The following is a 26,176-nucleotide window of genomic DNA, read 5'->3' on the forward strand; positions in this document are numbered from 1 at the left end:
TTACTCCGTGTGACTGACGAGGAAGCGATATCCGTTCCCTGCAGAAGTCTCAATCGAAAAACAATTTGAATTTAGAGCAGAAAGTTTTTTCCTAACGTGACTGACCAGAATTCTTACGTAATGTGTGTCTTCGCTATTATAATTACCCCAAATAGAGCGAATGAGTGTTTGTTGGTTAACAAAGACCCCGACTTCCCGTGTTAAAAGGTCGATAAGGTGCAGTTCTTTTGGGGTGAGTGAGATGTCTATGTTGCCTAGTGATATTAATCCGCTATCCAGGTCAATTGTTAGGTTCTGTATCTTTCTACGTCGTTCCGCGGTAGGAATGACGGGGGTAATATCCCTTAGAAGAACTCGAATGCGTGCTATCAATTCTTTTATACTGAAAGGCTTGCTAACGTAGTCGTTAGCTCCAGCCATCAACATACCTACTTTGTCATCTTCTGAATGTCTAGCGGATAAAATTAGAACAGGCACGCTACTTGTGCGTCTAATTCTAGCTAGAATTTCTTTACCGTCGCCATCGGGAAGGCCAAGATCCAATATTATCAGTTCTGGCTTTTCTTTAAGCGCTGTGATGAGTCCGTCTTTAACATTAGATGTTTCAAGGGGCTTAAACCCCTCGGCCTTCAGGGCAATACATATCATTCTGCGAATGTTTGCGTCATCTTCAACAATAAGGATTTTGTTCATGACGATTTTTCACTTAGGTTTGGGATGGAAATAATTGCACGACAACCTGGCGCTAAGTTTTCGAGTATTAGCCTACCTTTGTGCGCCTCTGCTATACCTTGGGCGACGTTTAGCCCTAAACCAATTCCTCCAGTACCGACATCACCATCTCTTGATGAAGAAAAAAGCATAAACGGGCGTTGTGTGTCGCCATCTTTAAGCCCAATACCACTGTCTTCTACAATTATATTTGTGTATTTCGAATCGCTTTTTACTTTTACAAGCACTTCTTGTTCGCTAAATTTAAGTGCGTTGTCGATGACATTAAACATAGCTTGTTCTAAAAGTGGGCCGCTTGCATAAATTTGACGAAGATGCCCCGAAAAGCTAGTCACAATACGAGGATTGCTAAAGCGAGTTAGTACGTTTTCAATCAGCGAGTTTATTGAAATTCGCTCTCGCCCCGCTATCAACAGATCGTTTTGAATACGCGTAGCTTGCAAAATATTCTCTATGTAAGCATGTAATCTTTTGCTTTCGACAATACTCCCCTTTATCAACTCTCGCTTATCGTTTTCGGGAAGCGAGTGATAGTAGGTATCTAAGGTTTCCATGGAGCCAATCATTGTTGATAAAGGGGTGCGTAGATCGTGAGAAACTGACCTTAGCACGTTTGCTTGGAGTTGTGCTTTGCGAAGAGCGGTTTGCTGTCTCTTGTAAAAAGAAGAGAACTCACTGGCTAATACAGCCACCACGAGAAACGTCGCTATATTTATTACATCGTCAACATCGCTCATTCGTACCGAATAAAATGGCGCGGTAAATAAAAAGTTAAAGCTTATAGCACCTATAATGGCCGCTACTAGTCCATTCATACGTGAAAACAGAATGGAGCAAGTTACTGCACCCAATTGGAGTATGAGTAAAGTTCCTCCAATAGGTAAAAACCAATTTCTTAACAGCAAACAAATAAATGTAAAAATCACCATTATGCCTACGGTTATGATGCCATCTCGCATTAGATGAAGCGCCCCGCTAAAAATAAAAGGTCTTACAGAAATGTATCAAGGCTGATAAGAAAATACGCGTAAAAATTGCGTAAAAAATGGGAGTGACTGGTAGAAGCAACAAGGACAGGCGAGTACATTGCACACTCGCCCACCAATTGTTAAATCAATTAGAATCTGTAGTTGACTGCTAACTGATAGATACGACCTGTATAGGTTAGACGACTAATAGCACGCTCGTCTGTTCCTAAGAACTCTTCACCAATCTCATCCGTTAAGTTGAAAGCACGAAGGAATAATTTAGTTTTCTCGTTAAGTGCATAAGAACCAACGAAATCTAAACGTCCAATCGCTTTTCTGGTACGTGCATTGGTACCTAGGAACGAGTTTGCACCTCTAAGAGTTTGATCGTCACGCCAGTTATAAGATAAGCGTAAGCTTATACCGTCGTTTTCCCAATACGTAATCACATTGAACGATTCAGGCGAAACACGTGTTAACTCAACTTCGCTGCCTTCTTGGTCTAAACTTGTATAGTTAAATACGCCACCGAAGCCGTTCCATGGGTAGGGTAGGAAATCTAGTTTTTGCTGGATTGCAACTTCGTAACCTTCAACAGTGATGGTATCTGAAACATTGATTGGAGCGACAATGTTTACTTCCCTCAAGTTTTCATTTCCATCATCATCAATGATAGGTGTTGTCTGAATACAGCCAAACTCTCGACCATTAGTCCCTGGGGTACGTTCAATATCGCCAAGTAGTCTATCGACAATTGGGTTTGTACCTGGGTCAGGGCAGAAACCTTGCTCAGAATCAAACAAGTTTGTAATGTCTTTCTTAAAATAACCTACAGAAATTGCACTACCTTCGCGGTTATACCATTCTAATGAAATGTCGTAGTTTTTTGCCTCGTAAGGACGTACTGTCGCGGTCGGCAGGTCTAGACGAACTGTTTGGTTACCGCCCCTTAGCGCTGCGGTTGGGCGCTGAGCAAGCAGGTTTGGACGAACAATGCCTTCATAGTAAGCAGCTCTTAACAATACATCATCATGAACCTCGAAGGTGATGTTTGCCATAGGAAGCGTATGTTGATAATCATCCTCAAACGTGACTGGCGCCGCTACGCCGTTACGACCGCGTTCGTCAACTTGAGTTTCAAAACCGTCAAAGGTGTTATCTGTTTGTACATGGCGTACACCAATGTTCCCGCGATAGGGTATTGAGCCCAATTCGCCACCAAAATCAGACATGACGTACATTGCCAAAATGTCTTGCTCTGCATCGAAATTAAAGCCTAAGTTAGTTGGCAAACCGCTGTTTCTATCTTGTTGGTCCCAAAAACCAGTCCTATTGCGCACTAACCCTGGAAATGGTGTGCTGAAAGAAGTTGCAGTTGGAATATTATTTACGTCAGTTTCAATACCTTGTTGAAGCATTTGCAGAGCTAGAGCATTATCGATGGTTAACCATCCCGAAGTATTATCGAACGTGCCTGGAATATTACCGCCGAAATAATCACTTTGCTGTGACGATAAGGTGTTGTCGGTCAGGAACGCATCAGAGATATTACTTGTATCAATGCCTGCCAAGCTTTGTCTCTGGTCAATACTTTCTAAAGACTCTCGTGAGAATCGCGCACCGAACTTGATAGTTTCAAAATTAAGTTTATCACCTAAGCCGAAGTCTACAAATCGTTCTGCATTGAATTCAGCGCTGCTCAATTCGCGCGATAGATCGCGGACACGCCCCGTCACTCTGAAAGATAAGCGACGACCTTGGTTTGCATCAGAAACAGAGTTAATGCTTGAAGAGCTTAGATTTGGAACTTGCCATACTAAGTCATTGTAAACGTACGGTTGATCATACTGTCCTTGAACAACAATATTATCTAGATTCCCGTTACCTGAATCAATTGAACCATTGAATCCTGTTGGTACACTATCTACGCCAGTTCGACGACCGTCAGCGTCCGTAAAGTTGAATGAATCACGCCAATCCTGATTCGACAAGAATGTATAGCCGACGTTCTGAAACTGATTACTTGCTTCAGAGTGTGTGATTTTGCCATCAAACGCCCAATCTTCTGTGAAATAATCTGCATAAAGAATAATACCTTCGGTTTTTCTCTAAAGGTAGTTTCGCGATTTTCATTTTGGAGTGACCCGTTAGTGAAGTCGTATTTAGATACTGCATAAACTAACGGGGCTCCCTCTTCGTCTGCCGTTCGGTCATAGGCAAACGGTGCTGTATCCATATCTAAAGTAACACGTGCGTCAAAGTTATCTCTGTCACGGCGACGGGTATTAAAACCGGGACTGATTGTTGTAGCTTCTTTGGTACCTGATGCCAAGTCTCGTTCTGAATAAAGTAAATGAGCACCAAGTTTAAAGTTTTCGTTTACACGATATTCGATGTTTCCTGAGAAAGAAATACGGTCACCATCGCTGTACTCACTAACATTTCGACCTCGAGCTGGCGCGGTAAGCTGCGCGTCCTCTTCCAATCCCCACTTTTCGCGATACTCTGCGATATTAGTTGCGCGAACATCACCATCTACGGTGTCAACAGAAGTGTAGTCTATAATATCGAATGTATCGCGTCTGAATGTTTGGCCTGAACCAGCAAGTTTAAATGCAACACCCAGCTTATTGTCAATTAGGTGCTTTACACCTGATATTCTGAAGTTAGGGTCAACGTTTTCCGTTAGATCTTCATAACGTCCACCTAAACTTATAGAAGCTGTTCCATCTCGCTTAGAAAGAGCCTGTTGCAACTGTTGATCTACCGTACCCGCTATACCGCCAGCTTGCATATCCGCAGTTGGGCTCTTTACTACAGTAACGCCATCAAAAATACTTGCTTCAAAAGCAGCAAACGGGTTTGGTTCCCCGACTGAGTTAATATTGTTAGCGCCAGAAGGTGTAGCAAAAGACTGTCCAAACGCCGTTGTTTTAACGAAACCACTACCTAAACCACGAAGGCTGATTGTACTTTGTCTTCCTTCCTCGTCAGAGTTCAACTGAACACCAGGTATCGCCTGAAGTGCTTCACCAAAATCTAATGCTGGCAAAGCATCGATATCGGTAGCAGAAATTGCATCGACAATAGATGCAGCATTGCGTTTGGTGTTAAGGGCATTTTCAAGTGACGCTCTTACACCCGATACTTCAATAACTTCTACATCGTCATCAATCTGATTTTTCTCAGTACTCTGCTGTGCGTTATTGACTGCAGTATTAACCTCTTGAGCTAGCAGTGTAGGAGAGCTAATGGTTAATAATAGTGCAGCTGTGTTGCCCAACAGCTTTCTATTAATATTTGATCTTGTGTTTTGCATCGACCTAGTCTCTTGGTTGTGTGATTTAAGTGTGTGTCTCTTAAAAGTCTTGTAAAAGATTTGTGAAGCAATATTAACCGTACAAAACAATCAAAACAAGTCATAAGGCATCATTTTCATTTATTTTGACTTTATTGGGCGTTTAGAGTTGTGCGAGACATGACTAAACAACGCAGTTCTAGGCGCATTTCTAATATGTGTATATTCTTTAGTCTATAAAAGATAGATGGATTTGTACGACACGTAGTCGACCTTTTCCCTATCTGGTTACCGTGTTGATATTGATATCCATAAAAGCAATTGTTGTTGCGCATTTGTTAACAAATTAAGCCTATGTCTAATAGACCGCTGGTGATTATAAATGCTTATATGTTCCCGGATATTAACAGGTGGTTTAATAAGTTAAGTTAGCACAATAAATATCGATAAACTATTTACGTCATACATTTCAATTAATTACGAGACTATCGGACAGGTCTGTTACTTTTTAAATTACGTTGAACAACCTTGCTTGTGTAAAAAAAGACCCAAAATGATTGAAAATGACTTGATCTTGAGCGGCGGGGTGTTAATGTTATGTTAATTCGTATTTAGTAAAAATTGAATATTGCGAATTTATGAACAGAAAGCACATTACAAACTAATCTTTAAGGTAAAACCGATGGCTACTAAAAAACACTCTAAATCGGCATTTAAGGTCAAAGCTATAATGGTTGGTTCAGCCGCTGCGCTCACGATGGTAAGTTCACCAACTCTACTGGCGCAGGAAGTAAAAACAGCGCTCGATAACGCAAACTCTGCTCAAAGCGTAGAAGAAAATGCGATTGATGAATCAGAAGTAGAGATAATTGAAGTTTCAGGGTTTAGAGGCGCTCTAGAACAATCTTTATTTACTAAAAGAAGCGCTGACTCTGTTGTCGACGCCATTTCCCCATCGGACATGGAATTACTCCCAGCTCTTGATTTAGGTGAAGCGTTGCAGGCTCTGCCTGGTATCCAATTAAATCGCGATGATGGAACCCGAGATGGGGAAATCAGTCTCCGCGGTCTTCCGGGTAGTTTTGTTCTTACCACTGCCGGTGGACAGTCAATTGCAACACCAAGCCGAAGTGAAAGTGATGCGGGTGTCGCCAATCCATTCGGTGCTTTCGAAGCGGGTATATTCGATGGTGTAAACGTAATTAAAAGTCCAACTGCCGATTTGCAAGTGGGTGGCATAGCTGGGATAGTCGATCTCAAATTCCAAAGAGCATTAAGTAAAAAAGATAATTTCTTAAAAGTTGATTTGGGAACTCGATACGAGGACCTATCAGATGAATTTAACAAAACCTACAGATTTCAGGGTGTTAAACACTTTTTAGACGGTCGACTTGGTGTTGCGTTCAAAGCTGCTGGCTCTGAGCAAAACTATCGTCGCGACACAGTGAATTTCACGCAATATACTGATTTGGTAACTTTCAATCAGGAAACTGGTGAGCAAACCGGTGTCAGACCTGTAATTAGCTCGGAAGCCATTGACGCATACCGTGCACAACATGGTTTAGAAGATAACTCACAAATTCGCGTTATTTCTCGCGCAGGTCAAGCTGCGGAAGTACGAAATGGTGATCGTCACTCAGGCGCGCTGAACATTGAGTTTATGGCTACTGACAGCTTAAAGCTTGGACTGGATTATATTTACACAAAAAGAACGCTCGACCAGAGTAACTTGGAAGATACTCAGTTTCTTCTTCGCAGGCAAGCGGATAACGCGCAACAGCAAATAACGTTGTTAGGCGCGCCGTCAGCCTCAGGCTTTGCGGGGCCTGGTGAGCCTCAAACCTATACTGTCGGTCATGCCAGTATCACAAACGTCAATTGGCAGCCAGCGAATCGTTTGTTTCAATTTACAGAAGATGCTAAAGGGCTCTTCTTGTATGGGGATTACGTAAAAGACGATTGGAAGATAGACGCTAAATTTTCGAAATCAGAGTCAGAAAATTTCTTTATCAACGAAGGTCTTGATGTGCGACATTTAGTTGACGGCGCAAGAGGGCGTTGGAATCCGACGGGAATCGATGTAGAAATCAATACAGGAAACGGTGACCTTGGTCAGGCTTTTATCAATGTATTAGACCCTTCTGCTCTTAATTCCTTCACCTATGATGGTGACTGGAGTGCTCCAAATATATCTGCGTTTAACAGTGGCCTCAACCGTTCTGCTAATGGTGATAGACGAGTAGATTTTTATGTAAATGGGCGTGTTGATAACCCAATTCGTGAAATGGACTCGGGAGAATTCAACGTATTTCGATACACAGACCTTGGATTTAAAGATGTTTTTCGTTTGGACTCCGTTAAAGGTGGTTATCGGTATCAAACAGAGGAACTTATCAACAATGACCTTCGTATAGGGGCGGGGGGCATCAATGTTGATGCGTTAACAACAGAGAACTTATTCGGAGATACAAGTCTGTTTGTAGAAACTCAAGGGGAATTCTTTAATGGTAACTTCCCTGGCTCATTCGGTCCAGATAGTGGCTGGATAACGTTGAATGCAGAAAGGCTTCGTCCGCTACTTCAAGAAGGCATACAAGATAGATTACCTGGTGCAAAACTGGCATCACCTACAGGTTGGGCAGTGCGAGAAGCGGGTGGAAGAAACCAATTCTTCGCACGTAATTTCAGTACCACCCAAGATATTGATGCTGCGTATATTATGGGTAACTTCAGCGGTACCTTAGGTGACGTCTTCTACTCGGGAAACTTGGGGTTACGTCGAGTTGAAACGGAGAATGAATTTGTTGGTCCATTTGTTGATGCGAACAATGTCCTTCAGACTCGAACATCTACTAATAATTATGCTCATAATTTAACGTCGTGGAACATTAAATTTGAACTAATTGAGGATGTCATTTTGAGAATGGCGGGTTATGAAGCACTTGTAAGACCAAATCTTCGTAGCCAAAACCCAACTACAATTATCACACCGAGTGAAAACGATGATGGTGATGTAACTGGCGTACGTGTTGATTTACCTGCTTCCGAAGTAGAACCATACACAGCAGATAACTTTGATGCATCGTTAGAATGGTATAACCGTCAAGGAAGTGCGATTTCTATAGGTTATTTTACGAAAGAAATTACAGGTTTATTCGGAACTGAACCAATTTGTGGTGACGATATTCCAAGTGATGTCAGCGAAGGGCTTTTCGGCGAAACAGGTTTGGTTGAAGGTAGTGGAACAGGTGGCCTTGAATGTCGTGAATTGACCCCATTTACAGATTCTCAAGGTAATGTTAATGAGGATGGCCGTCGTATTACTGTAAATCGTTCTATCAATACTGAGGGTTCGATAAAGGTTTCCGGTTATGAATTAGCTGTTCAACAGAAACTCGATTTTTTGCCATACCCTTGGAATGGTTTCGGTGGTGTATTCAATTACACGAAAATCAACACTGACGAATCTGAAGATGGAACAACTCTGTTGAGGGTTTCGCCGGAATCATATAACTTGGTTGGATATTGGGAGAATGACGGAATAAGTATTCGTCTATCTTATAACTGGCGTGAAGCGCAGCAGCTCTCGCAAAATATCATTCTCGACGGGACTAACAGTGCATTCTTGGGAACAGATGCGCGATTTGAAACGAGCCGTGGCCGTCTAGATTTGGCTGTAAACTATAATTATAGCAAAAACTTAAGGTTCGATTTCCGTGCATTCAACTTAACTGAAGACCAAGGTTATGAGTATATTGGCGGCAATGAAGATGCTGTTAACCGTATTCGTTTTGATGGGCGTACTTACAGCTTCAACGTTGGGTATACATTTTAAGGTAAGCGTTTAACACAAACGGTTGTGTGTGCCAAAGGTCAAGCATGTAAAAGTGTTTGGCCTTTTTTAATATTTTAGGTGGATAAACTAAAACCCTCGACTTAATGTTCCCTTGGAAAGGTTTAGCGTTTTTAAAAGGGGATGGGCGTAACGATGCGTTAGTAAATGCATGTCATTATCAGACTGTGCCTTTCTAATTAGTCAACTCCGCTCTGACTACCGAACTTTCGCCATTCCAGTTTTTCCGGCCTGATACTGTTTTGCATAACGAATAGCCATAGTTTCGTTTTTCCAGTTGCCTGAAAGAACTATTTCTGCCATAGGTACATCGGCTTCCATCATAGTGAGCACACCCCCAGTGCGTGTGCTGTGACATGTAAACTTACCATCAGCATTTAATGTTACACCTATCGCTTCATACCGTTTCAACAGTGCTTGATATTGCATAGGCGCTTCTTGGATCGTTTGCTTTGGGGATAACTTCCTAAAAATGAACCCTTCAGAAATCTGCGCTTTTTCAAGCCACTTCTTAAGCAACGAGGACGTTTCATTAGAAAAGAAACCAAAGTGTCCATCACCTAGTTGGTCGGTTTTCGAGCGAGGTGCGAATACGGTTCTTGCTTGCCAATCGATATGCTTAACTTCAATGGCCAATATATTCGATGCTCGAAATAAGGTATCAATAGCCAAGTTGATCAAAACTGCATCGCGTAACCCCAGTAGAGAGTCGGTATCAACAGCACAACTTGCTTCGCGAACGTGGTGTAGTTTTAGAGGTTTTGCCTGCTTCTGTACGGAAGGCTTTTCTTTTAGTTTGCCGTTTACATATCTATTAAATAACTTTGAATGCTTCCAAGGATCTGGCAATTCGCTAACTCCTATAAAAAAGCGTATTGCAGCGAGTTTACGTTTAATAGTGTGATGTTTTAGCTCTGTGATCATTAGACCATCAAAGAATGCCTGACATGATCGCTTTGTTATTTTCCAGTCACTTGCTAGAGCTGGTAATTCGTTTTTACGGCAAAATTGTAGGTATTGGTTAAAATCTGATTGATATGCTTTACGAGTATTAAACGACATCGTTTCCCATACAGAATCGCGCAACTCTGTCAGGTTTTCTACAACGCTTATTTTATGTTCGTTGTTAAGAGCGAAGTCGTTCTGAGATAGAGAAAGTGTCTTAGTCATTTCATTATTCGATATAACTTTAATTATCTATAATAATAAAATAGCACAGCAAAGAGAGTAAATAAAGCGTTACATATAACGCTTGCACAAAATAACAATAGTAGGGTAGCTACAGTCGTGATATAAAAGCGTTATAAGTAACGCAAACGCAGGGCAGGGTAGTGAGCAACGATACGGTTTGGCAGGAATATATAGAAAATAATTTTGATAAATTCATTTCATCTTTAAAAAGCGACGATTTTATAAGTGGCGAAAAAGAAATTATAAGCGATGAAGATATTAATTTTTTAGAGCCTAAAAAGACTTATGATTGCCTTAGAAAAATAATTACTCAAGATGCCATTAAAAAGCTTCAAAATAGATTTAGAGCGCACAAACACAGAGAAAAAAGAGGAATAAAAAATCTTCAATTAAAATCACATTCTCTTAATATGCTTGATAAGTTTAAAGCGCAGGTGGGCGCCGACACATTGGAAGAGGCGATAGACTTTTTATTGTCACCGGACTATCGCGAGTATGAACACGATGTGGACCTGGCTAAGCAGCGGTTAGGCGAAGGAAATTTTGATAGCACCGAATTGATGCTCGACAGCTTTACCAAAAGACTGAAAAACTACGACAGAGAGCGCTTATCGTTAATGATCGCGCTGGCGTTCAACGAAGGCTGGAGAGCTGCAAAGCAAACAAAAAAGCGTACCGGCAATCCCCGCCAAGAAGCGCTCAACCAGTCAGACTTATATAACAGCGTAGTGAAATTAATAGCAAGGAGTAATAATGTTGATTGAAGATAACACATGGAAAATTTTTGCGCCCTACAACATATTGGTGTCGCTTAGAGGGCTAATGGACGAAGTCTGTAACCAGATTGTCGAATATAGAAACAGCGTGCCCATTGTGCCAGTACTGTGCCTGCCTACAGCCGCTAAGGAAATATCGCTGACACCGCTCATTATGCAATCTGCCTACAATCTACAGAGAAATGACAAGGCGGTCTTTTATCCAGTATCGGAGCTGACCGCTACACGAAATAAAAATGAATCAAAGGGGCGCATTGATATAGGTCTATTCAGTAAGAGACACGCCACTTTTATTGAATGCAAAGCTGTAAGAACCAGCGCAACCAACAACAACAATAGAATTTAAAAGGCGTTAAACAAAGCAACGGATCAGCTTCTCGATATAGATATGGAGACACTGCTATTCAATTCACCAAAAGATACAATTAGTAATATTCGTGCGAATAACAAGCTTATACCAATGGTCGCAATCAATGTGACATGCGATAAGAATAGGGTAGAAGATCGAGACAGTCTATTTTTGAAAAAAGTAGAATCAATTCGTGATGGTTTCCGAAATTCAATGATAGTACAGGTCAGATATAAGCCGCACTTTATTCGTTATAATGGTGACATTGATGTAAAAGTTGAGGATAGAAAGCTAATGTCTATTGGTCATGTTTTTATTTTAAAAGAAGTTTTCAAAAGCTAAATTTGGTGAGTCTCAACTTGTTCTGACATTTTAGATAATAGAAAGGTATAAATTACGAAGGGCTGTTGTTTACGTGAAGTAGAAGTTTGCACTCTGGGGGACAGAGGTCGGCTATGAGTAAAGCGGACATTGACCACAACCAATGCGCTGGTCCGCTTCAGACAAACAGCAGACGTTCAGGGCTCTCTGCTCTTGATTCCGATATTTACCATAAGCGGAAGTTAATATGCTTTATTCTGACTGACTCTTCAGTGGCATAAAGCAGTTATTCAGACCACAATAGTCCACAGGATGCGCCTCCAAAAGCCGAATGTTGAATATTACAATTGATAACCAACCCTACAACTCCAAATTTTTATTACAAAGCGATTTACGAGCCACCTCCCCATTTTGTCAAAAGAAGTCGAATGATCGTCATGGGGGTAAGTAAATCCGGGGCATTGATTTATAAACCCAAATGCCCCAGTGCTGCTAATTCACCTTATAGTGAACGAGTCTATAGAGTACAGGTAGTACAACCAGAGTTAACAAGGTAGAGGATATGATCCCACCAATGACCACCGTTGCCAGAGGTCGCTGCACCTCTGCGCCAGTACCTACGTTAAGCGCCATGGGCACGAAACCAAGACTCGCCACTAACGCTGTCATCAGCACTGGCCGCAAGCGAGTCATTGCACCATCAATAATCGAGTTTACCAACTCGCCAGTCTCTTCCATCCTCTGCCTGATAAAAGACAGCATTACCAGACCATTCAATACAGCAATACCAGAGAGCGCGATAAAACCAATCCCTGCCGATATTGAAAGAGGCATATCTCTGATCCAAAGAGCAAAGATGCCGCCAGTTAATGCCAAAGGGACGCCTGTGAAAATTATCAAGGCGTCTTTGACTGAGCCAAATGCAATCACAAGTAATGCAAGGATCAGGAAAAGCGTTGCGGGCACAACCAAGCTCAGTCGTTGACTTGCACTTTCCAATTGCTCAAACGTTCCACCATAACTTATCCAATAACCACTCGGCAGTGCCACATTGGCTGCGATTTGCTCTTTAGCATCATTGACAAAAGAGCCTAAATCACGATCTCTCACATTTGCTGTGACGACGATACGGCGTTTTGCGTTTTCTCGACTTATTTGACTGGGTATATTGGTATATTCAAGCTCAGCCACCTCGGCGATTGGCACATACTCACCATCATTGGTCATGATGGGTATATTTCCCAGCGCTTCTAAATCATTGCGAATCTCTTCAGGATAACGAACAACAATCTCAAAGCGTCTGTCGCCTTCAAATACCAAACCAGCTTCTTTGCCGCCAACTGATGCACTTAACCACGTTTGCAAGTCAGTTACGTCTAAGTTGTAACGCGCCAGCGCATAAGGCTTCGGGTTCACCGTGAAGATGGGGATCTCATCTACTTGTTCTACTCGTGCATCAGCAGCGCCCGGAATATCTTGTAATACGGATAAAACATCACCAGCTGAATCCCGCAGCTTATCCAGATCATCACCATATATCTTGATCCCTAAATCTGCCCTAACGCCACTAATTAATTCGTTAAAGCGCATCTGTATAGGTTGCGTAAACTCATAGTTATTGCCGGGTACATTTTGAAGATCCCTCTCCAATTGCTCGACAAATTCCGTTTTCGATAATGCAGGGTTTGGCCATTCATCAATTGGTTTTAGCATTACAAAAGTGTCAGTGACGTTGGGTGGCATAGCATCAGTAGCCACCTCAGCAGTACCCGTTTTAGCAAATACGGTGTTTACCTGTGGGTATTGCATAATGACCTGTTCAAGCCGTTTTTGCATATCGACAGCTTGTTCAATTCCTGTGCCGGGCACTCTCATTGCATGAAGGGCTATGTCACCCTCATCTAGTTGCGGCACAAATTCAGAACCTAGGCGCATCCCAAACCAAACACTGATAACTACGAGTAATGTTGCTGCACCTACTACCAACCATCGTAATTTTAATGCCCACTCCAGTACAGGGCGGTAAACTGATTTAGCCCCAGTGATTATTGGACTCGCTTTTTCACTGACTTTGCCTGACATAAACATAGCAACAGCTGCGGGCACAATGGTGATTGAAAATACCATTGCCGCTAGCAATGCCAATATTACGGTAGCCGCCATTGGGTGAAACATCTTCCCTTCGACACCTGTTAAGCTAAAGATAGGAATGTACACAATCGTGATTATCATCACGCCAAATAGACTTGGGCGTATCACCTCATTCGTTGCCTCAAATACGACTTCCAGCCGTTCTTTAAGAGGCAGTATTGCACCCGTTCGCCGCTGCGATTCACTTAATCGCCTAATACAGTTCTCGACGATAATAACCGCTCCGTCAACAATCAGTCCAAAGTCTAACGCACCTAAGCTCATTAGGTTCGCGCTAACGCCCGTTTGTACCATGCCTATTATTGTGGCAAGCATGGCAAGTGGGATGACAGCGGCGGTGATAATTGCTGCCCGTATATTGCCCAGCAATAAAAATAAGACAACAATAACGAGTAGTGCGCCTTCAACAAGGTTTTTTTGTACTGTATTGATGGCTTTATCCACGAGCGTAGTGCGATCGTATACACTTTGGATAATTACGCCCTCTGGCAGGCTTGCTTGGATTTCATCCACTTTATCAGCCACGTCTAGCGCAACAGCTCGGCTATTTTCGCCTATTAGCATCATAGCTGTGCCCAACACCGTCTCTTGACCTTCTCGTGTTGCAGCGCCCGTTCTAAGCTCCTTACCGATGGCGACCTCTGCAATGTCACTTACCGTGACGGGAGATCGGTTTGTAAGCGTTACCACCACGTTACCGATGTCCTCAACGCTCGAAAGTCTCGCTTGTGAACGTACTAGTATTTGCTGGCCGTTGCGTTCAATGTACCCAGCGCCCTGATTAGCGTTATTTCGATTTAATGCCCGCAATAAATCGTCAGTACTAACGCCGTAATTAAGCATAAGTTGAGGATTAGGCTTCACATGATACTGTTTGGTAAACCCCCCAATAGCATTAACCTCTGTTACCCCTTTCACCAAGGCCAGTTGAGGTTTCACCACCCAATCGTGTAACTCTCGAAGCGCCATTGCATCAAATTTTCTGCCATCGACAGTTACTGTGCCGGGCTTCGCGCTAAGCGTGTACATGTAAATTTCACCCAAACCTGTGGCAATCGGCCCCATCTTAGGCTCAATACCATCGGGCAATTGGCTTTTGATAATGCCTAGCCGTTCGTTTATGAGGTTTCTGGCAAAATAGAGATCCGTGCCTTCTTCAAAAACGGCCGTCACTTGTGATAAGCCATAGCGCGATAGTGAACGTGTGTAGTCCAAGTTTGGTAATCCTGCCAAAGCGTTTTCTACCAAAAAGGTGATACGTTGTTCAGTTTCAAGCGGTGAATAACCTTCTGCTTGTGTGTTGATTTGTACCTGAACGTTGGTGATATCGGGTACGGCATCAATAGGCAGCTTTTGATAACTGAATAGGCCTAATCCAATCACCAAAAAGGAAAGCATCAGAAAAATACCGCGCTTTTCGATTGCGGTACGAATAATGGAAACTAGCATCTTAAACCTCCCTTAGAACTACACGCCATTTGACAGGGAAATATCAGTTGTAGTGAGGCATTAATGATCATGGCCTGCCTCCGATTTTTCCAAATCTGCTTTAATTATGTAGCTATTGGAAGCCACGACGCGTTCGCCTGCTTCAAGGCCACTGATAACCTCGATATAGTGACCATCTGAGACACCAAGCTCTACCGCTCTGGGCGCATACTCATCACCCTCAACCACAAAAACAACTTGTTTGGCTTCATACTCTTGCACAGAAGATAGAGGAACCGAATGACTTACTGACTTAGTTGACGTCGTAACTTGTGCTTTGACCAGCGTACCGAGTGGCCAATATCCAGTACTATTATCGACAGCTACATTGGCAAGAGAGTGTGGATTGCCATCAGCTGAAGGCGTAATATATGCAATCTTGGAGGTTTGGTTGAAACCTGCGTGGCTTAGTTCAACTGACTGTCCAACCTTGATGCTGCTAAGCATTTGTGAAAAAACGGTCAGCTGTGCCCATACGTTTTTATAGTTAGCTAACGAAAAAAGTACTTGCCCGTTTGATAACTCACCATTATTCGCATGTCGCGCAATCACATTGCCATCAAAAGGTGACGTGATGGAATAACTTTTTAAACTCTCATTGGACTCAACAACCGCTAAAATATCACCTTTCTTAACGGAATCGCCAATGTTGACTTTTACATCTTTAATAACACCGTCAAACCGTGCTCTTATATGACTTAATGAGGCGGGGTCTGCACTAATTCGCCCATAAAGCGTACTCGTTAACGCAATATCGCGTGCGAGCACGGGAGTTGCAGAAATACCATTCTGAATTGCTGTTTCATTGCTCATTCTTACGACTTCACCTGCGTGATTGTCTTGATCGCTGGAACTTACATCACTGTGTTTACCTCCTGCGATTGCGGTTAGGCTATAAAGGCTAAGGGTGAAGATAGAAATAAGTACTTTTTGTATTGTGAATTTATTCATAATCATGACTTCTTATCGAAATGTTAGATGACTGCTGCCAATTGCTTTTGTGACTTGGGTGAAATGAGTCATCATTGTGCTCATTCGTCAGCGCGAGACCTGTGAGTGTTTCAATTTCTGTTTTGCTTAAGTGAACTTGAGACGCTGCCTCTATTAATGTCAGCCGGGTTGTCAGAAATTCTTGTCGAGTAGTTACCCATTCCAAGTAGCTGAAACGGCCCTCCAAATAGGCGTTCTCGACTAAATCTAACGCGCCCTTTAACGGAGGAATCACCTTGCGCTGAAGTGTGTCAATCTCTAGCAATGCTCGTGTATGTTCGCCTAACGCTTGATTAACTGAATGTAATAGGCTTCGAACGTTGCTTTGTCTTTGCTGCTCTATTGCGTCAAGACGTGCCCTGTTTGCTTCATATTCACCAAGGTTTCGTTCTTTTTGAAACAATGGAACGCTTACTCCGGCAACCAGTGCTGTTTCATCAATACCTTGCATTCTGCGAAGCCCCGCTGACCACTCAATATCAGCGCGGTTATTCGCTTGCACTAAACGAAGCTGCGCCGCTTGCACACGGCTTTGTTTAGCGTATAGGTCAATGTGAGGGCTATTTTGGATTGCGACTGCCAGCGCATCAAACGACTCAATCTTATTAAAAGCAAAAAGATCGCCTTCCACACGCTTAAAGCTCGGTACCTGCTCCCCCCACATGATGGATAAACTGCGCAAGGCAAACGTTAGGTCCTGTTGAGCTAGATTAACATCGAGCTTTGCTTGGGCCAGCGCAGCTTGGGCACGTTTTTGTTCTAACAAGGGGGACGCGCCTGCTTCAACGCGTTTCGTTACGGCATTCAATGTATAAAGTGCAAGTGCCTCTGCATCTTTTATGACGTCTAAGTTCGCCTGCAATACGAGTACTTTGATGTAACGACGATTAAGCTCACCGAGGATATCTAAGGTGAGTATTCGCTTTTCAACATCTTGCTGTATTCTTCGTTCAGAGAGTACATTCAACCTTGCTGCTGGCTTATCATTGAGCTGTAACACTGATGATAATGTCAAGGTAACTTCAAGCTCTTTGAGACCTGAAACCTCGCCAGTTCCCAAAAAGTTCTCTAATTCAACCCCTGCATTCAATGCGGGTTTAAGCGCCGCCGTTTTTGACTCTCCGTCTATAACACGTTGTTTAAATTTAAACTCATACAGACTTGGATTATTGGCAAGTGTTAGTCTAATAGCGTCCTCAAGAGTCAGCGTTTCTCGTATGGGCGCTTGGACACTTTTGTCTACAAATCTGTTGGTTTTCGCCGCATGAGCGGTCGGTGGACTGAGTAATAAGCCCAGTATGCAACTGCACACAATGGCAGATGCATGCCCGAAAATAGGAAACATTTTCATTGGAATATCCTAATAATTTATCAATATTTAGCATCGCGAGTGTTATCAGCGCGGTGCTATCGAAAAAACGTACTAGGAAGTAATTTTGGGGGGCGAAGTAAGCGGTTAATAGGTGCGTCAATTACCGCATCTAAATAGTTGAAATTGTGGACTGAAACCACTGTTTTCAGACTGTTGATATGACTCTGACTGACCCATTGTGCATGTGTGCCATGGCAGTGGCCGCAATGGTGACAATCAGCAGGATTGTGGTGCTCTGTACTTACTTTATCACTGGTTTCATTGGCAGACAGCTCAGACTGCACTTGCTCGTGCTCAGAATGCTTATGCTCGTGTTGCAAGTGCTGAATGTCTATTGCATGAAAATCTAACGAATTCGCCACAGCAGAAAACGACTGAAAGAGTATCAGCGAGATCACGATGTAACTTATGCGTTTTAGATTTTTCATGTATGAAAGGTTACCAAGCCTAATTCACTTCGTCACGACATTGTTCATTAGCAAACTCCAGCTCAACTGTCGTATGTTCAAATTTATACTTTTCTAACGAACTGTGTATGTTTTCTTTGAGTGATTGGAGGTGCTCGAGACTGACATCTTCATCAAGAACAAGATGGACCGTCATTACGTTACGCTCACCGTCTAGAGACCAAATATGAAAACTGATGAAGATCACTTACCTTATCGTTTGCCAGTAAATCGCTTCGAATCTTTGAAAGCTGTTCTTCATCGGGCGTTGCTTGCAAAAACAGCATTAGGGTTTCTTTGAGATTGCGGAACACATTGAAAAGGATGAACAAAGTAAAGCCAATGGATAAGATTGGATCTAAAATAGGCCAAGGCTTAAACATTAAGACGATGGACACGATAAATACTGCTACCCAACCAAGCACATCTTCCAGCAAATGCCAGTTGAGGACTCGCTCATTTAATGAGTCTCCCTCACTCAGTTTATAAGCCGCAAAGCCGTTTACTGCCATCCCAAAGATAGACAATAAAACCATCCCTTCAACTTGGGGCATTTCAGGCTCAGCCAAACGAGGTATCGCTTCAAGCAATATCCAAATGGAGCCTACCGTCAGCACAATACCGTTAATCAATGCACCGAGTAAGGAAAATCTTTTGTAGCCGTATGAGAATGTTTGATTAGAATCTTTATCGCTAAGCTTGTTTAATCCCCACGCTGTACCAATGGAAAGACTATCACCCAAATCGTGCACTGCGTCAGCCATAATAGCGGTGCTGTTGGTAAGCCATCCACCAATGAATTCAATAACAGTGAACACCACATTTAAGAAAAACGCCCATCCAATACGTTTAGACGCGTCGGTTGAATTCTCTTGCGAGTGTGAATGGTTATGACTGTGCATTTCTAATTTTTTCCAATATGGCTTTGTTTTCGGGTGAAATAGACATTGACTTGAATGGACTCACGTTTGCCCCACCAGTATTGCCCTCAGGCAATAAGCCAATTGGAGTTTTAGTCAGCGCACCTAGCATTCTAAAAATTTGTCCAAATATCTCTTTAAGGTCGCGGCGTTCTATTCCAAATTTAAGCATTTCATAATGCACTCGTGTGTGGTGGTATGTTGAGTGCTGACCGATGACATGAGCATCCTCTAAGGCCTTAAATCCTGCTTTATTGTCATTGTTCGAAAGGGATTGATGCGCGGCGCTCAGTTTTTGAAGTATGTAAGGTTTTGCTGCTTGAGTGAAATTCATACGATCTCTCCATTCGTCGAGCTGTTTTCACGGAATTCCTGTCTGGCGTCTTTTAGAATTAAGACTGCGCCTCGTAACACAACGATAGACACAATAAAACCTATGACCAAATCAGGCCAACGAGTATCGAATAGATAAACCATCACACCCGCCAATATCACTCCTATGTTTGCAATGACGTCGTTTGCCGAGAATATCCAACTTGCTCGCATATGCACCTCGCCATTTTTTTGTTTTCTGATTATCGCCAAACATATAACGTTAGCGATAAGTGCAACACCGCCCATGCCCATCATAAGCATAGATTCAGGCCCACTTCCAAAGGTTGCGCGACGAGCTATGTCAAACAAAATTAATAGGCCTAATGCCAATTGAAAATATCCACTTACCTTTGCAGCATTGGCTTTGTGAACAATTGTTTTCCCTACTGCATATATACCAACACCGTAAACGACTGCGTCAGCCAACATATCAAGGGAGTCTGCAATAAGTGCTGTTGAGTCAGCGAGTAACCCTACACTCATTTCAATGATAAACATCACAGCATTGATGCCCAATAGCCAGTAGAGAACTGCCTTTTGTTCTTGGTCTTTTATCTCAATTTCGCACCCACAACCACTCATAAAAACACTCGCTTTACTCACCTATAACGCGAGTGTAAACTCTATACTTGGTATAGAGTCAAGCTTTAGGCAAGTTAAAATGAAAATTGGGCTTCTGGCAGCTAAGACAGGGTTAAGTATTCAGACAATTCGTTTTTATGAGCGTAAATCACTATTGGCTGCACCTGAGCGAACGGCATCGAATTATCGAAGCTACTCTGAAGATGCACTGAAGCAGTTATTGTTTATAAAGCAATGTCGCGCATTAGATATGACAATCGAGGAAATTAAATTAGTACTGGAAACCCGAGCAAACCCAGAGAATAGCTGCGAAAACGTTAATACTACAATAGATAAGCATGTTGACGATATCGAACATCGGATAGCTGAATTAAAAGTACTACAAGAAACACTGATTTCAATTCGTTCTGCTTGCGATCATGATAAGAAGGTTAAAGAGTGCGGGGTATTGCATCAATTAGATAGCATTGCAGAAGTGTGTTCTTCTAGTACGGAGAATTAGTCTCGAATTATCAGTTTTATGTTGGAGCTTTGTCATAGGTATTCGGCTAAAGCAGCCATTCAATTTTTATTAGTAGCATGACCGTTGATTACCTCATTCGTGTCATTAAAATCTTAATGAGCCAAGGTCTGCTTCACGTGCACAAGAGACTGTCAATTTTGGTCTAGCTCTATCTCTGAAAGTGTCAGGTTAAGTGACGACTAATCCAGTTTAGCGTGTTAACACCAAGCGACTTTGTCGTATCTTAATTACCAAGCGATTCTGTCGGTCATTTTTTTATGTGCCTGTTAGTGTTTTGTTTTTTGAATACTAGAAGGCATGTTGAGGATGATTGTGATGGATTCTAAAGCTCAACTCACCGTTGATATAATAGCTAAAGTGGTTGAAGGTAAAATATCGATTGCCAATGCTACCAAGTTACTCAATAAATCCCGACGTTCAATTGAACGCTATATAAAACGCTATCAAGAAGTCGGTATTCAGTTTGTGGTGCATGGTAATTGCGGTAAATCACCCCCGAATAAAACGCCTATTTCGATAAAAAAAGCCGTTCAAGCGTTAATTAAGGATAAGTATTTTGATTTGAATTTACTGCACTTAGCCGAGCAGTTGGCTGAGAATGAACACATTGTTGTTAAGCGTGAGACCTTACGTGGTTGGGCGCACGATATTCATCATGTAAAGCGAGCTAAGCGTCGTCGTAGCCATGTTCGTAAACGCAGAGAACGTATGGCCGCACCGGGCTTAATGATGCAAATGGATGGTAGTCCGCACCGTTGGTTTGGTAACAAAAAGCATTGTCTCATTGCGATGATAGATGATGCCACCAGTGAAGTTTATGCTGAATTCTTCCCATCAGAGACCACCGTTGGATGTTTGAAAGTCATGCGTGACTGCCTTGAAAAGAAAGGTGTGTTTAAAACACTTTATGTGGACAGAGCCGGAATCTATGGTGGGCCTAAGCGTTGTAACTTCTCACAAATGCAACGCGCTTGTGAGGAGCTGGGCATTGAAATTATCTTTGCCAATTCCCCACAAGGTAAAGGGCGCGTTGAACGAGCGTTCGAAACCTTCCAAGACAGGTTGGTGCCCGAACTTAGGTTGAACAATATCAACGATATCGCCGCTGCCAATGCTTACCTTAAGCATGTCTTCATTCCGCAGTTCTGGCAGTCGAAAGTCCAAGTGAAATCAAAGCAAGCACCTGAATTTACGCCTCTGTCAAAACACATCAACCTTGATGATATCTGCGTCATTAAAGACCATCGTAAAATACGTAACGACCATACCTTCAGTTATGGCAACAAATTCTACCTCATTGATTCACCGCTCAAGCACTCCATTGCCAATCAGAAAATCGAGATAAGGAACACGAGTAAAAAAGGGTTTACCGCTCACTTCGCTGGTCGCAAACTGAAGATCTCGGAAGTTAATGAGCCAAGCAAACTGGCATCAGAAGACTTGGCAGTACAGAAGAAACTTGAAGTATTAGCGTTAATCGAAAAGCTCGGAAGCGTCAGTGCTGCATCACGCCAAAGTGGCGTCTCACGAGACACTATTCATCGGCACTTAAGAATGGTTAAGCGAGGTGGCCCTGATGCGCTAAAACGGCAAGAAACGCCTAACATACGGCATAAAAACTGTGTAGATATGGAAATCGAGAAAGCGGTAATCGAGTTCTCTCTTGAACATCCTCACCTTGGTCAGCAGAAGGTGGCACATAAGCTAACAGAAGCATTAGGCATTGATGTTAGCCCAAATGGCGTGCGCAGTATGTGGTTGAGAAATGATATGAATACAACCGCACTGAGAATTGAGAGATCACTAGCTTTGCATGAATCAGCATAATAAATAGCCAGTTGTTTAACTGACTACTTTTCAATTACAACAACTGTTGCCCTCTTGAATTGGAGGGCACTTCACTGTTCCATATGAGCAATAAACGCAGCAGTCGCCGCTCAAAGGCTTTAGCAGTGTTTTACATTTAGTGCATTCATAAAAAAATTGGCATGCAGTGGTTGGCATTTCTTCTTGCTGGCTGTAATCGCAATGTGGGCAAGTAATCGTCGATGAGAGTTCTATTTTCGCCATAGTTTTGTGTTCCTCTGAGGGTTTCAATATCGTTCAACTAGCGACGGCCTTACGACTTCACTAATGAAGGATAACCAGCATTCTTTGTAGCCTTTGTTAGTGCATCAGGATTTGTTATCTCATCGTCAAATGTTACAACAGCAAGTTTATTTTCAAATGTCACTTCCACTTGTTTAACGCCTTTAACGCGCTCAAGTGCTTTTTCTACTGTTATCGGGCACGTTACACAATCCATAGACGGAACTTCTAACGTAACAGTTACATCTTTTGCAAACGTCGCCGTGCTGCTTATCAACAATAAAGTTGTAATCAATAACTTCTTCATTTTTCTCTCCAATTAGAGTTAAGTGGTAGCACCTACACGACCCATATGATCCAGTAGTTGCTGGTAACAAAAACAAACGCCAACAGTGTGGTAAACCAAAATACTGCTTTTCGTCGTGTTCTTACCTTTGGGACTGCACAAGCCTCGTCATCCGCACAGTTTTCAACAGGCTGATGTATCTTCCACCCAGCAAAGCCAAATAAAACTACAACCACGAATATAAAAATAGGACGATAAGGGTCTAAGAGTGTTAAATGACTAATCCATGAACCACTTATACCCAATAAAAGTAAAACAAGAGGCCCGGCACAGCAGGCACTTGCACCGATTGCTGCGGCAAGCCCGCCTAAGATTGATAGTTGACTACTTTTTGCCATATTTACGTTTATTACACTGTTCTTTTAAGCACAGCATAAACTCCGTATATGGGTACGGAGTCAAGTGATGAGTCATTTTACGGTTGAAGTGACTGAATGATTGGGCAATCTTTATCACTTGGATTAGTTTTACAGTCTGAAATGAGCGAGACAAGGCTGTCTTTAAGGTTAAGCAAATCTCTTAACTTATCTTCAATTACTGCAAGCTTTTGCTCAGCGAGTTGCTGAACATCTTCACAATTACTAGCACTTAATATTAATAATGATGATATTTCCGCCAATGTAAAACCTAAATACTGTGCACGCTTTATGAACAATAGTCTTGAAAGTGCTTGTTCTGTATATTGCCTGTATCCCTGTATCGGTTTGATGGGTTGTTCAAGTAAGCCTTTGCGTTCATAGAAACGAACGGTCTCTACACCAACATTTGCCTCTTTGGCGAGTTTACTGATTGTATACATTGGCTACCTTTAATATTCTGGTTAATTCAATAATATACAAAACGTCTAATTAACTCATGCTTCAAAGGAAATATTTGCATATTTATTGAAGTGGATAATACTAACTGTTACCTTAAATGCGACAAAGTCGCTCGGTAATTAGACCGACATAATCCCTTGGTAATCACACTAATCCAGTTTAGCGGACTTCTTCAAAGGCGCTACTTTACATCTTCTTCTATTGGAATAGATTCCCAATAGTTGTTCCACCAATCGAGCGGCATTAGTTTTATTGATACTTCAAAGTGCTTTTCAAACAACCGATAAGTCTTGTCAACGTATTTGCAGGATCTATACAAGTAGTCGGGGTCGAGCGGCACGTCTAGTAGAGCAGGAATCAAGTGGTGCTTATGTAGTGGATTTTTGCAACGAGTCATATTGTAAACTGAAACATGGGGCCACATGCTATGCGCCCCTTGGCTAAAGGGCGTGTAAGCAAAATTATAAAGGTCTTCGCAATCTGCCTCTTGCGCCATTTTCCTACAATTTAAATTCGACCACGTTCCAACATCCACTTCGACAAAAAATTCATTGCGTTGTGAATTAATCCAATGCTCTCTAAACTCTATCATTTGTTGAAGATCTTCTTTGTCTTCTTGATATTCCTCCTTTTCTAACAGGAGCTTGTAGTGTTCGATAAGTAACTTTGCTTCACCCAGACCATGCATAATGTATTTATGGGGTCGCTCTTCCAAATCATCCATCATCCACGCAAGCGTGATATATAAATCGGTCATAGAGCGTAAGAATAATGGTGCAGAATGTCCGTTCCATGTTGAGGGAGCTTGAGCCAACTCGATGGAGAGAGTAATTTGTCGAGATAAAAGACCACCAATGGCAGATAATGCCTCCAGTTTATCCGCGGGAATTTTAACTTTAGTCCAAACTTCATCGAAACTGTCCACTAGATAATCGACGTAGCCACTTACTAATTCTTCAATATCCATTGTCGCATCCATCTAAATCAAAAGCCTCATTCCAAAAAGTCTCTGGCCAATTGTTTTCAGGAACCCCTATTTCTTTCAAAAAAGAAGCTGCTGCAAATCCGTTGATATGAGCGCGAGCAAAACTTGCAACACGCTTTGCATCATCAGACTCTGGCGCTTTGAATATTGCATTGAAGTCAGGCAAGTCGATATGAGCAGAAATTTTCATTCGCCCAGATATTATCTCTGCGTAAACCGCAGTAACCTGAACTTTGGTCGCTTTTGATGACAGTCTATCCAAAAGCGCCTCTACATCCTCTTTCAGCATTTCAATGGCATCTTCACGGTCAATACCATACTGGTGCTCAGAAAAAAGAAACGCTAATGGATAGCTCTTTAATAAGTGATACTGATGTTCGAGATTACTTAAAACGTCGTTGAAATATGGTTTCGTTCTTAATGTCTCATACAATTCATTCTTTTTTGAATCTGACAGAGTTGTATAGCTACCCATGTATTGAAGCGGCGCAATTTTTTCACCCTCAAAGCAGTTATACGCAGTATCAATAAAATCAACAATGACTTTAGTTGCATTCCTATCGCCAAGACGAAGATATAATGACGACATCCAAATTAAGCACGGAAGCCGGTCGTTTACAAACGATGTTTCTCTCATCTTGTCGATTTGCATTAAAGGGGGGATGAACTTTTTGCCCACTTTTTTATGATCTTTTAACACCTTTCCTTGGTGGTTACTTTTTTTCATTCTTTTTTTCTACTTCACTTAAGTGATTTTGCAGGGAGCGGATATCTCAGCTCTACATTCTTCGTATGAATTTCACGTTGATCTCGCCTGATATCATGAAAATACCAAATATTAAATTTTCGCTCATAGTCCCAAGTGTCGTGTTTGAGCGAGTCCCAGCCTAAATATGATGCAATATGATTCGCCATATCTCGCTTTCTATCAGAGGTTACTTTTCCTTGAAACGCGCTCATAACTGCTCCCAACAGAAAGTCAGCCAGCTGTATTTGCTGAGAATCTTTTGAGTCTTTAGTCACAACTGTTTGAATCAGAGCATCACCGCCTAATTCTTGTTTTAGGATATTGTTAGCGATTGTATGAAACGCTTCGTCAGCCTTATTGTATCGCGACGGTAATGGGTCGACTTCGACTCGAAATTCTGATAACTGATTAGGATGTGCTTTTTTAACTGCTTTTATTTTTGAAGAAATAAGAGTTGTGAAGTGTTTTCGCATTGCAAGGTCGTAGTCACCGTCATGAAATGATTTATCTACCAATCCTTTTCTAATAACTATGCAATGAAAAGCCAGCCACGCGTGTTTGAAAAATACATCGGCAAGCTCTTTGTAAAAATCAATGTTATTTTTCTGATGAGCACGTTGCCATTTAATTTCGTTTGTATATCGATACTTTTCCCTAAGATTTCTGATGATACGAACAAAATCGCCGCGACGTTGGTACTTCATCCACAAGGAACCAAAACCGTAGTATACCTGCCCATCTATACCAGATTCGTCACAGGCAATATGCCAAATTAGCTTTCCTTTTGCCATTTATACACGCCTCCGTATGCATAATCATATTAAACAATGCAACATATAGTATTAGCAAGTTTAAC

General features: G+C 42.1%; 23 protein-coding genes and 1 pseudogene. 5 read left to right on the forward strand and 19 right to left on the reverse strand.

Annotation, left to right across the window (positions count from 1 at the left end):
- The 4 genes from EYR97_RS13415 to EYR97_RS22430 all read right to left on the reverse strand — a co-directional run bounded on the left by EYR97_RS13415 (position 1) and on the right by EYR97_RS22430 (position 5,019).
- Complete coding sequence (locus tag EYR97_RS13415) at positions 1–693, reverse strand: response regulator (RefSeq protein ID WP_131094908.1); 693 nt, start codon at positions 691–693, stop codon at positions 1–3.
- Positions 690–1,691 (reverse strand): DUF4118 domain-containing protein, encoded by a 1,002-nt coding sequence (locus tag EYR97_RS13420; protein ID WP_131094909.1) that lies wholly within the window; start codon positions 1,689–1,691, stop codon positions 690–692. Before EYR97_RS13420 ends, EYR97_RS13415 begins: the two co-directional genes overlap by 4 nt.
- A gap of 158 nt (positions 1,692–1,849) precedes the next feature.
- Complete coding sequence (locus EYR97_RS22425; RefSeq protein WP_242635077.1) at positions 1,850–3,691, reverse strand: TonB-dependent receptor domain-containing protein; 1,842 nt, start codon at positions 3,689–3,691, stop codon at positions 1,850–1,852.
- Positions 3,625–5,019: a TonB-dependent receptor plug domain-containing protein gene (locus EYR97_RS22430; protein WP_242635078.1), complete on the reverse strand. Its 1,395-nt coding sequence runs from the start codon at positions 5,017–5,019 to the stop codon at positions 3,625–3,627. The genes EYR97_RS22425 and EYR97_RS22430 overlap by 67 nt, the downstream gene beginning before the upstream one ends.
- Before the next feature lie 661 nt (positions 5,020–5,680).
- Between EYR97_RS22430 and EYR97_RS13430 the strand changes: the two genes are divergently transcribed.
- Entirely contained in the window at positions 5,681–8,833 is a 3,153-nt protein-coding gene (locus EYR97_RS13430) for a TonB-dependent receptor (protein ID WP_131094910.1), read from the forward strand.
- A 216-nt stretch (positions 8,834–9,049) separates the two neighbouring features.
- Here the strand turns inward: EYR97_RS13430 and EYR97_RS13435 are convergent, their stop codons facing one another.
- Positions 9,050–10,021: a tyrosine-type recombinase/integrase gene (locus EYR97_RS13435; protein ID WP_131094911.1), complete on the reverse strand. Its 972-nt coding sequence runs from the start codon at positions 10,019–10,021 to the stop codon at positions 9,050–9,052.
- A 161-nt stretch (positions 10,022–10,182) separates the two neighbouring features.
- Here EYR97_RS13435 and EYR97_RS13440 point away from each other — a divergent pair, with 161 nt between their 5' ends.
- A complete protein-coding gene (locus tag EYR97_RS13440; protein ID WP_131094912.1) occupies positions 10,183–10,806 on the forward strand; it encodes a hypothetical protein in 624 nt (207 codons plus the stop codon).
- The gene (locus tag EYR97_RS13445; protein WP_131094913.1) at positions 10,796–11,164 is read left to right on the forward strand and encodes a hypothetical protein; all 369 of its coding nucleotides are present in this window, start codon (positions 10,796–10,798) and stop codon (positions 11,162–11,164) included. Before EYR97_RS13440 ends, EYR97_RS13445 begins: the two co-directional genes overlap by 11 nt.
- An 816-nt stretch (positions 11,165–11,980) precedes the next feature.
- Here EYR97_RS13445 and EYR97_RS13450 read toward each other — a convergent pair.
- The 7 genes and pseudogenes from EYR97_RS13450 to EYR97_RS13480 all read right to left on the reverse strand — a co-directional run bounded on the left by EYR97_RS13450 (position 11,981) and on the right by EYR97_RS13480 (position 19,812).
- Positions 11,981–15,088, reverse strand: coding sequence for an efflux RND transporter permease subunit (locus EYR97_RS13450; RefSeq protein WP_032096159.1), 3,108 nt, complete (start codon positions 15,086–15,088; stop codon positions 11,981–11,983).
- A gap of 60 nt (positions 15,089–15,148) precedes the next feature.
- Positions 15,149–16,078, reverse strand: a complete 930-nt coding sequence (locus tag EYR97_RS13455; RefSeq protein WP_014951216.1) for an efflux RND transporter periplasmic adaptor subunit — start codon at positions 16,076–16,078, stop codon at positions 15,149–15,151.
- Positions 16,071–17,468, reverse strand: coding sequence for a TolC family protein (locus tag EYR97_RS13460; RefSeq protein ID WP_014951215.1), 1,398 nt, complete (start codon positions 17,466–17,468; stop codon positions 16,071–16,073). The genes EYR97_RS13455 and EYR97_RS13460 overlap by 8 nt, the downstream gene beginning before the upstream one ends.
- A gap of 56 nt (positions 17,469–17,524) precedes the next feature.
- Positions 17,525–17,917, reverse strand: a complete 393-nt coding sequence (locus tag EYR97_RS13465) for a hypothetical protein (RefSeq protein ID WP_131094914.1) — start codon at positions 17,915–17,917, stop codon at positions 17,525–17,527.
- 19 nt (positions 17,918–17,936) lie between these two features.
- Positions 17,937–18,837: pseudogene (locus tag EYR97_RS13470) on the reverse strand (cation diffusion facilitator family transporter).
- Positions 18,824–19,189, reverse strand: coding sequence for a DUF3703 domain-containing protein (locus EYR97_RS13475; RefSeq protein WP_014951212.1), 366 nt, complete (start codon positions 19,187–19,189; stop codon positions 18,824–18,826). Before EYR97_RS13475 ends, EYR97_RS13470 begins: the two are co-directional and overlap by 14 nt.
- Positions 19,186–19,812: a cation transporter gene (locus tag EYR97_RS13480; RefSeq protein WP_014951211.1), complete on the reverse strand. Its 627-nt coding sequence runs from the start codon at positions 19,810–19,812 to the stop codon at positions 19,186–19,188. Before EYR97_RS13480 ends, EYR97_RS13475 begins: the two co-directional genes overlap by 4 nt.
- Positions 19,813–19,891: 79 nt before the next feature.
- Here EYR97_RS13480 and cadR point away from each other — a divergent pair, with 79 nt between their 5' ends.
- Together cadR and EYR97_RS13490 are read left to right on the forward strand one after the other, a co-directional pair.
- A complete protein-coding gene (cadR, locus tag EYR97_RS13485) occupies positions 19,892–20,314 on the forward strand; it encodes a Cd(II)/Pb(II)-responsive transcriptional regulator (protein ID WP_014951210.1) in 423 nt (140 codons plus the stop codon).
- A 327-nt stretch (positions 20,315–20,641) separates the two neighbouring features.
- Positions 20,642–22,162: an ISNCY family transposase gene (locus EYR97_RS13490; RefSeq protein ID WP_024016316.1), complete on the forward strand. Its 1,521-nt coding sequence runs from the start codon at positions 20,642–20,644 to the stop codon at positions 22,160–22,162.
- A 30-nt stretch (positions 22,163–22,192) separates the two neighbouring features.
- Here the strand turns inward: EYR97_RS13490 and EYR97_RS22435 are convergent, their stop codons facing one another.
- The 7 genes from EYR97_RS22435 to EYR97_RS13525 all read right to left on the reverse strand — a co-directional run bounded on the left by EYR97_RS22435 (position 22,193) and on the right by EYR97_RS13525 (position 26,111).
- The gene (locus EYR97_RS22435) at positions 22,193–22,405 is read right to left on the reverse strand and encodes a GDCCVxC domain-containing (seleno)protein (RefSeq protein WP_080589192.1); all 213 of its coding nucleotides are present in this window, start codon (positions 22,403–22,405) and stop codon (positions 22,193–22,195) included.
- Between the two features lie 49 nt (positions 22,406–22,454).
- Positions 22,455–22,730, reverse strand: a complete 276-nt coding sequence (merP, locus tag EYR97_RS13500; protein WP_014951208.1) for a mercury resistance system periplasmic binding protein MerP — start codon at positions 22,728–22,730, stop codon at positions 22,455–22,457.
- 32 nt (positions 22,731–22,762) lie between these two features.
- Positions 22,763–23,107 carry a mercuric transporter MerT family protein gene (locus EYR97_RS13505; protein ID WP_014951207.1) on the reverse strand — a complete coding sequence of 115 codons (345 nt, stop codon included), beginning with the start codon at positions 23,105–23,107 and terminating at the stop codon, positions 22,763–22,765.
- 77 nt (positions 23,108–23,184) lie between these two features.
- Positions 23,185–23,568 (reverse strand): MerR family transcriptional regulator, encoded by a 384-nt coding sequence (locus tag EYR97_RS13510; protein ID WP_014951206.1) that lies wholly within the window; start codon positions 23,566–23,568, stop codon positions 23,185–23,187.
- Between the two features lie 200 nt (positions 23,569–23,768).
- Positions 23,769–24,554, reverse strand: coding sequence for a DUF5677 domain-containing protein (locus EYR97_RS13515; protein WP_131094915.1), 786 nt, complete (start codon positions 24,552–24,554; stop codon positions 23,769–23,771).
- A complete protein-coding gene (locus EYR97_RS13520; protein ID WP_120963211.1) occupies positions 24,544–25,299 on the reverse strand; it encodes a hypothetical protein in 756 nt (251 codons plus the stop codon). Before EYR97_RS13520 ends, EYR97_RS13515 begins: the two co-directional genes overlap by 11 nt.
- A gap of 14 nt (positions 25,300–25,313) precedes the next feature.
- Entirely contained in the window at positions 25,314–26,111 is a 798-nt protein-coding gene (locus tag EYR97_RS13525; RefSeq protein WP_014951205.1) for a DUF3800 domain-containing protein, read from the reverse strand.
- Positions 26,112–26,176 lie beyond the last annotated feature (65 nt).

Source organism: Alteromonas sp. KUL42 (assembly GCF_006538325.1).
Taxonomy (GTDB): domain Bacteria; phylum Pseudomonadota; class Gammaproteobacteria; order Enterobacterales; family Alteromonadaceae; genus Alteromonas.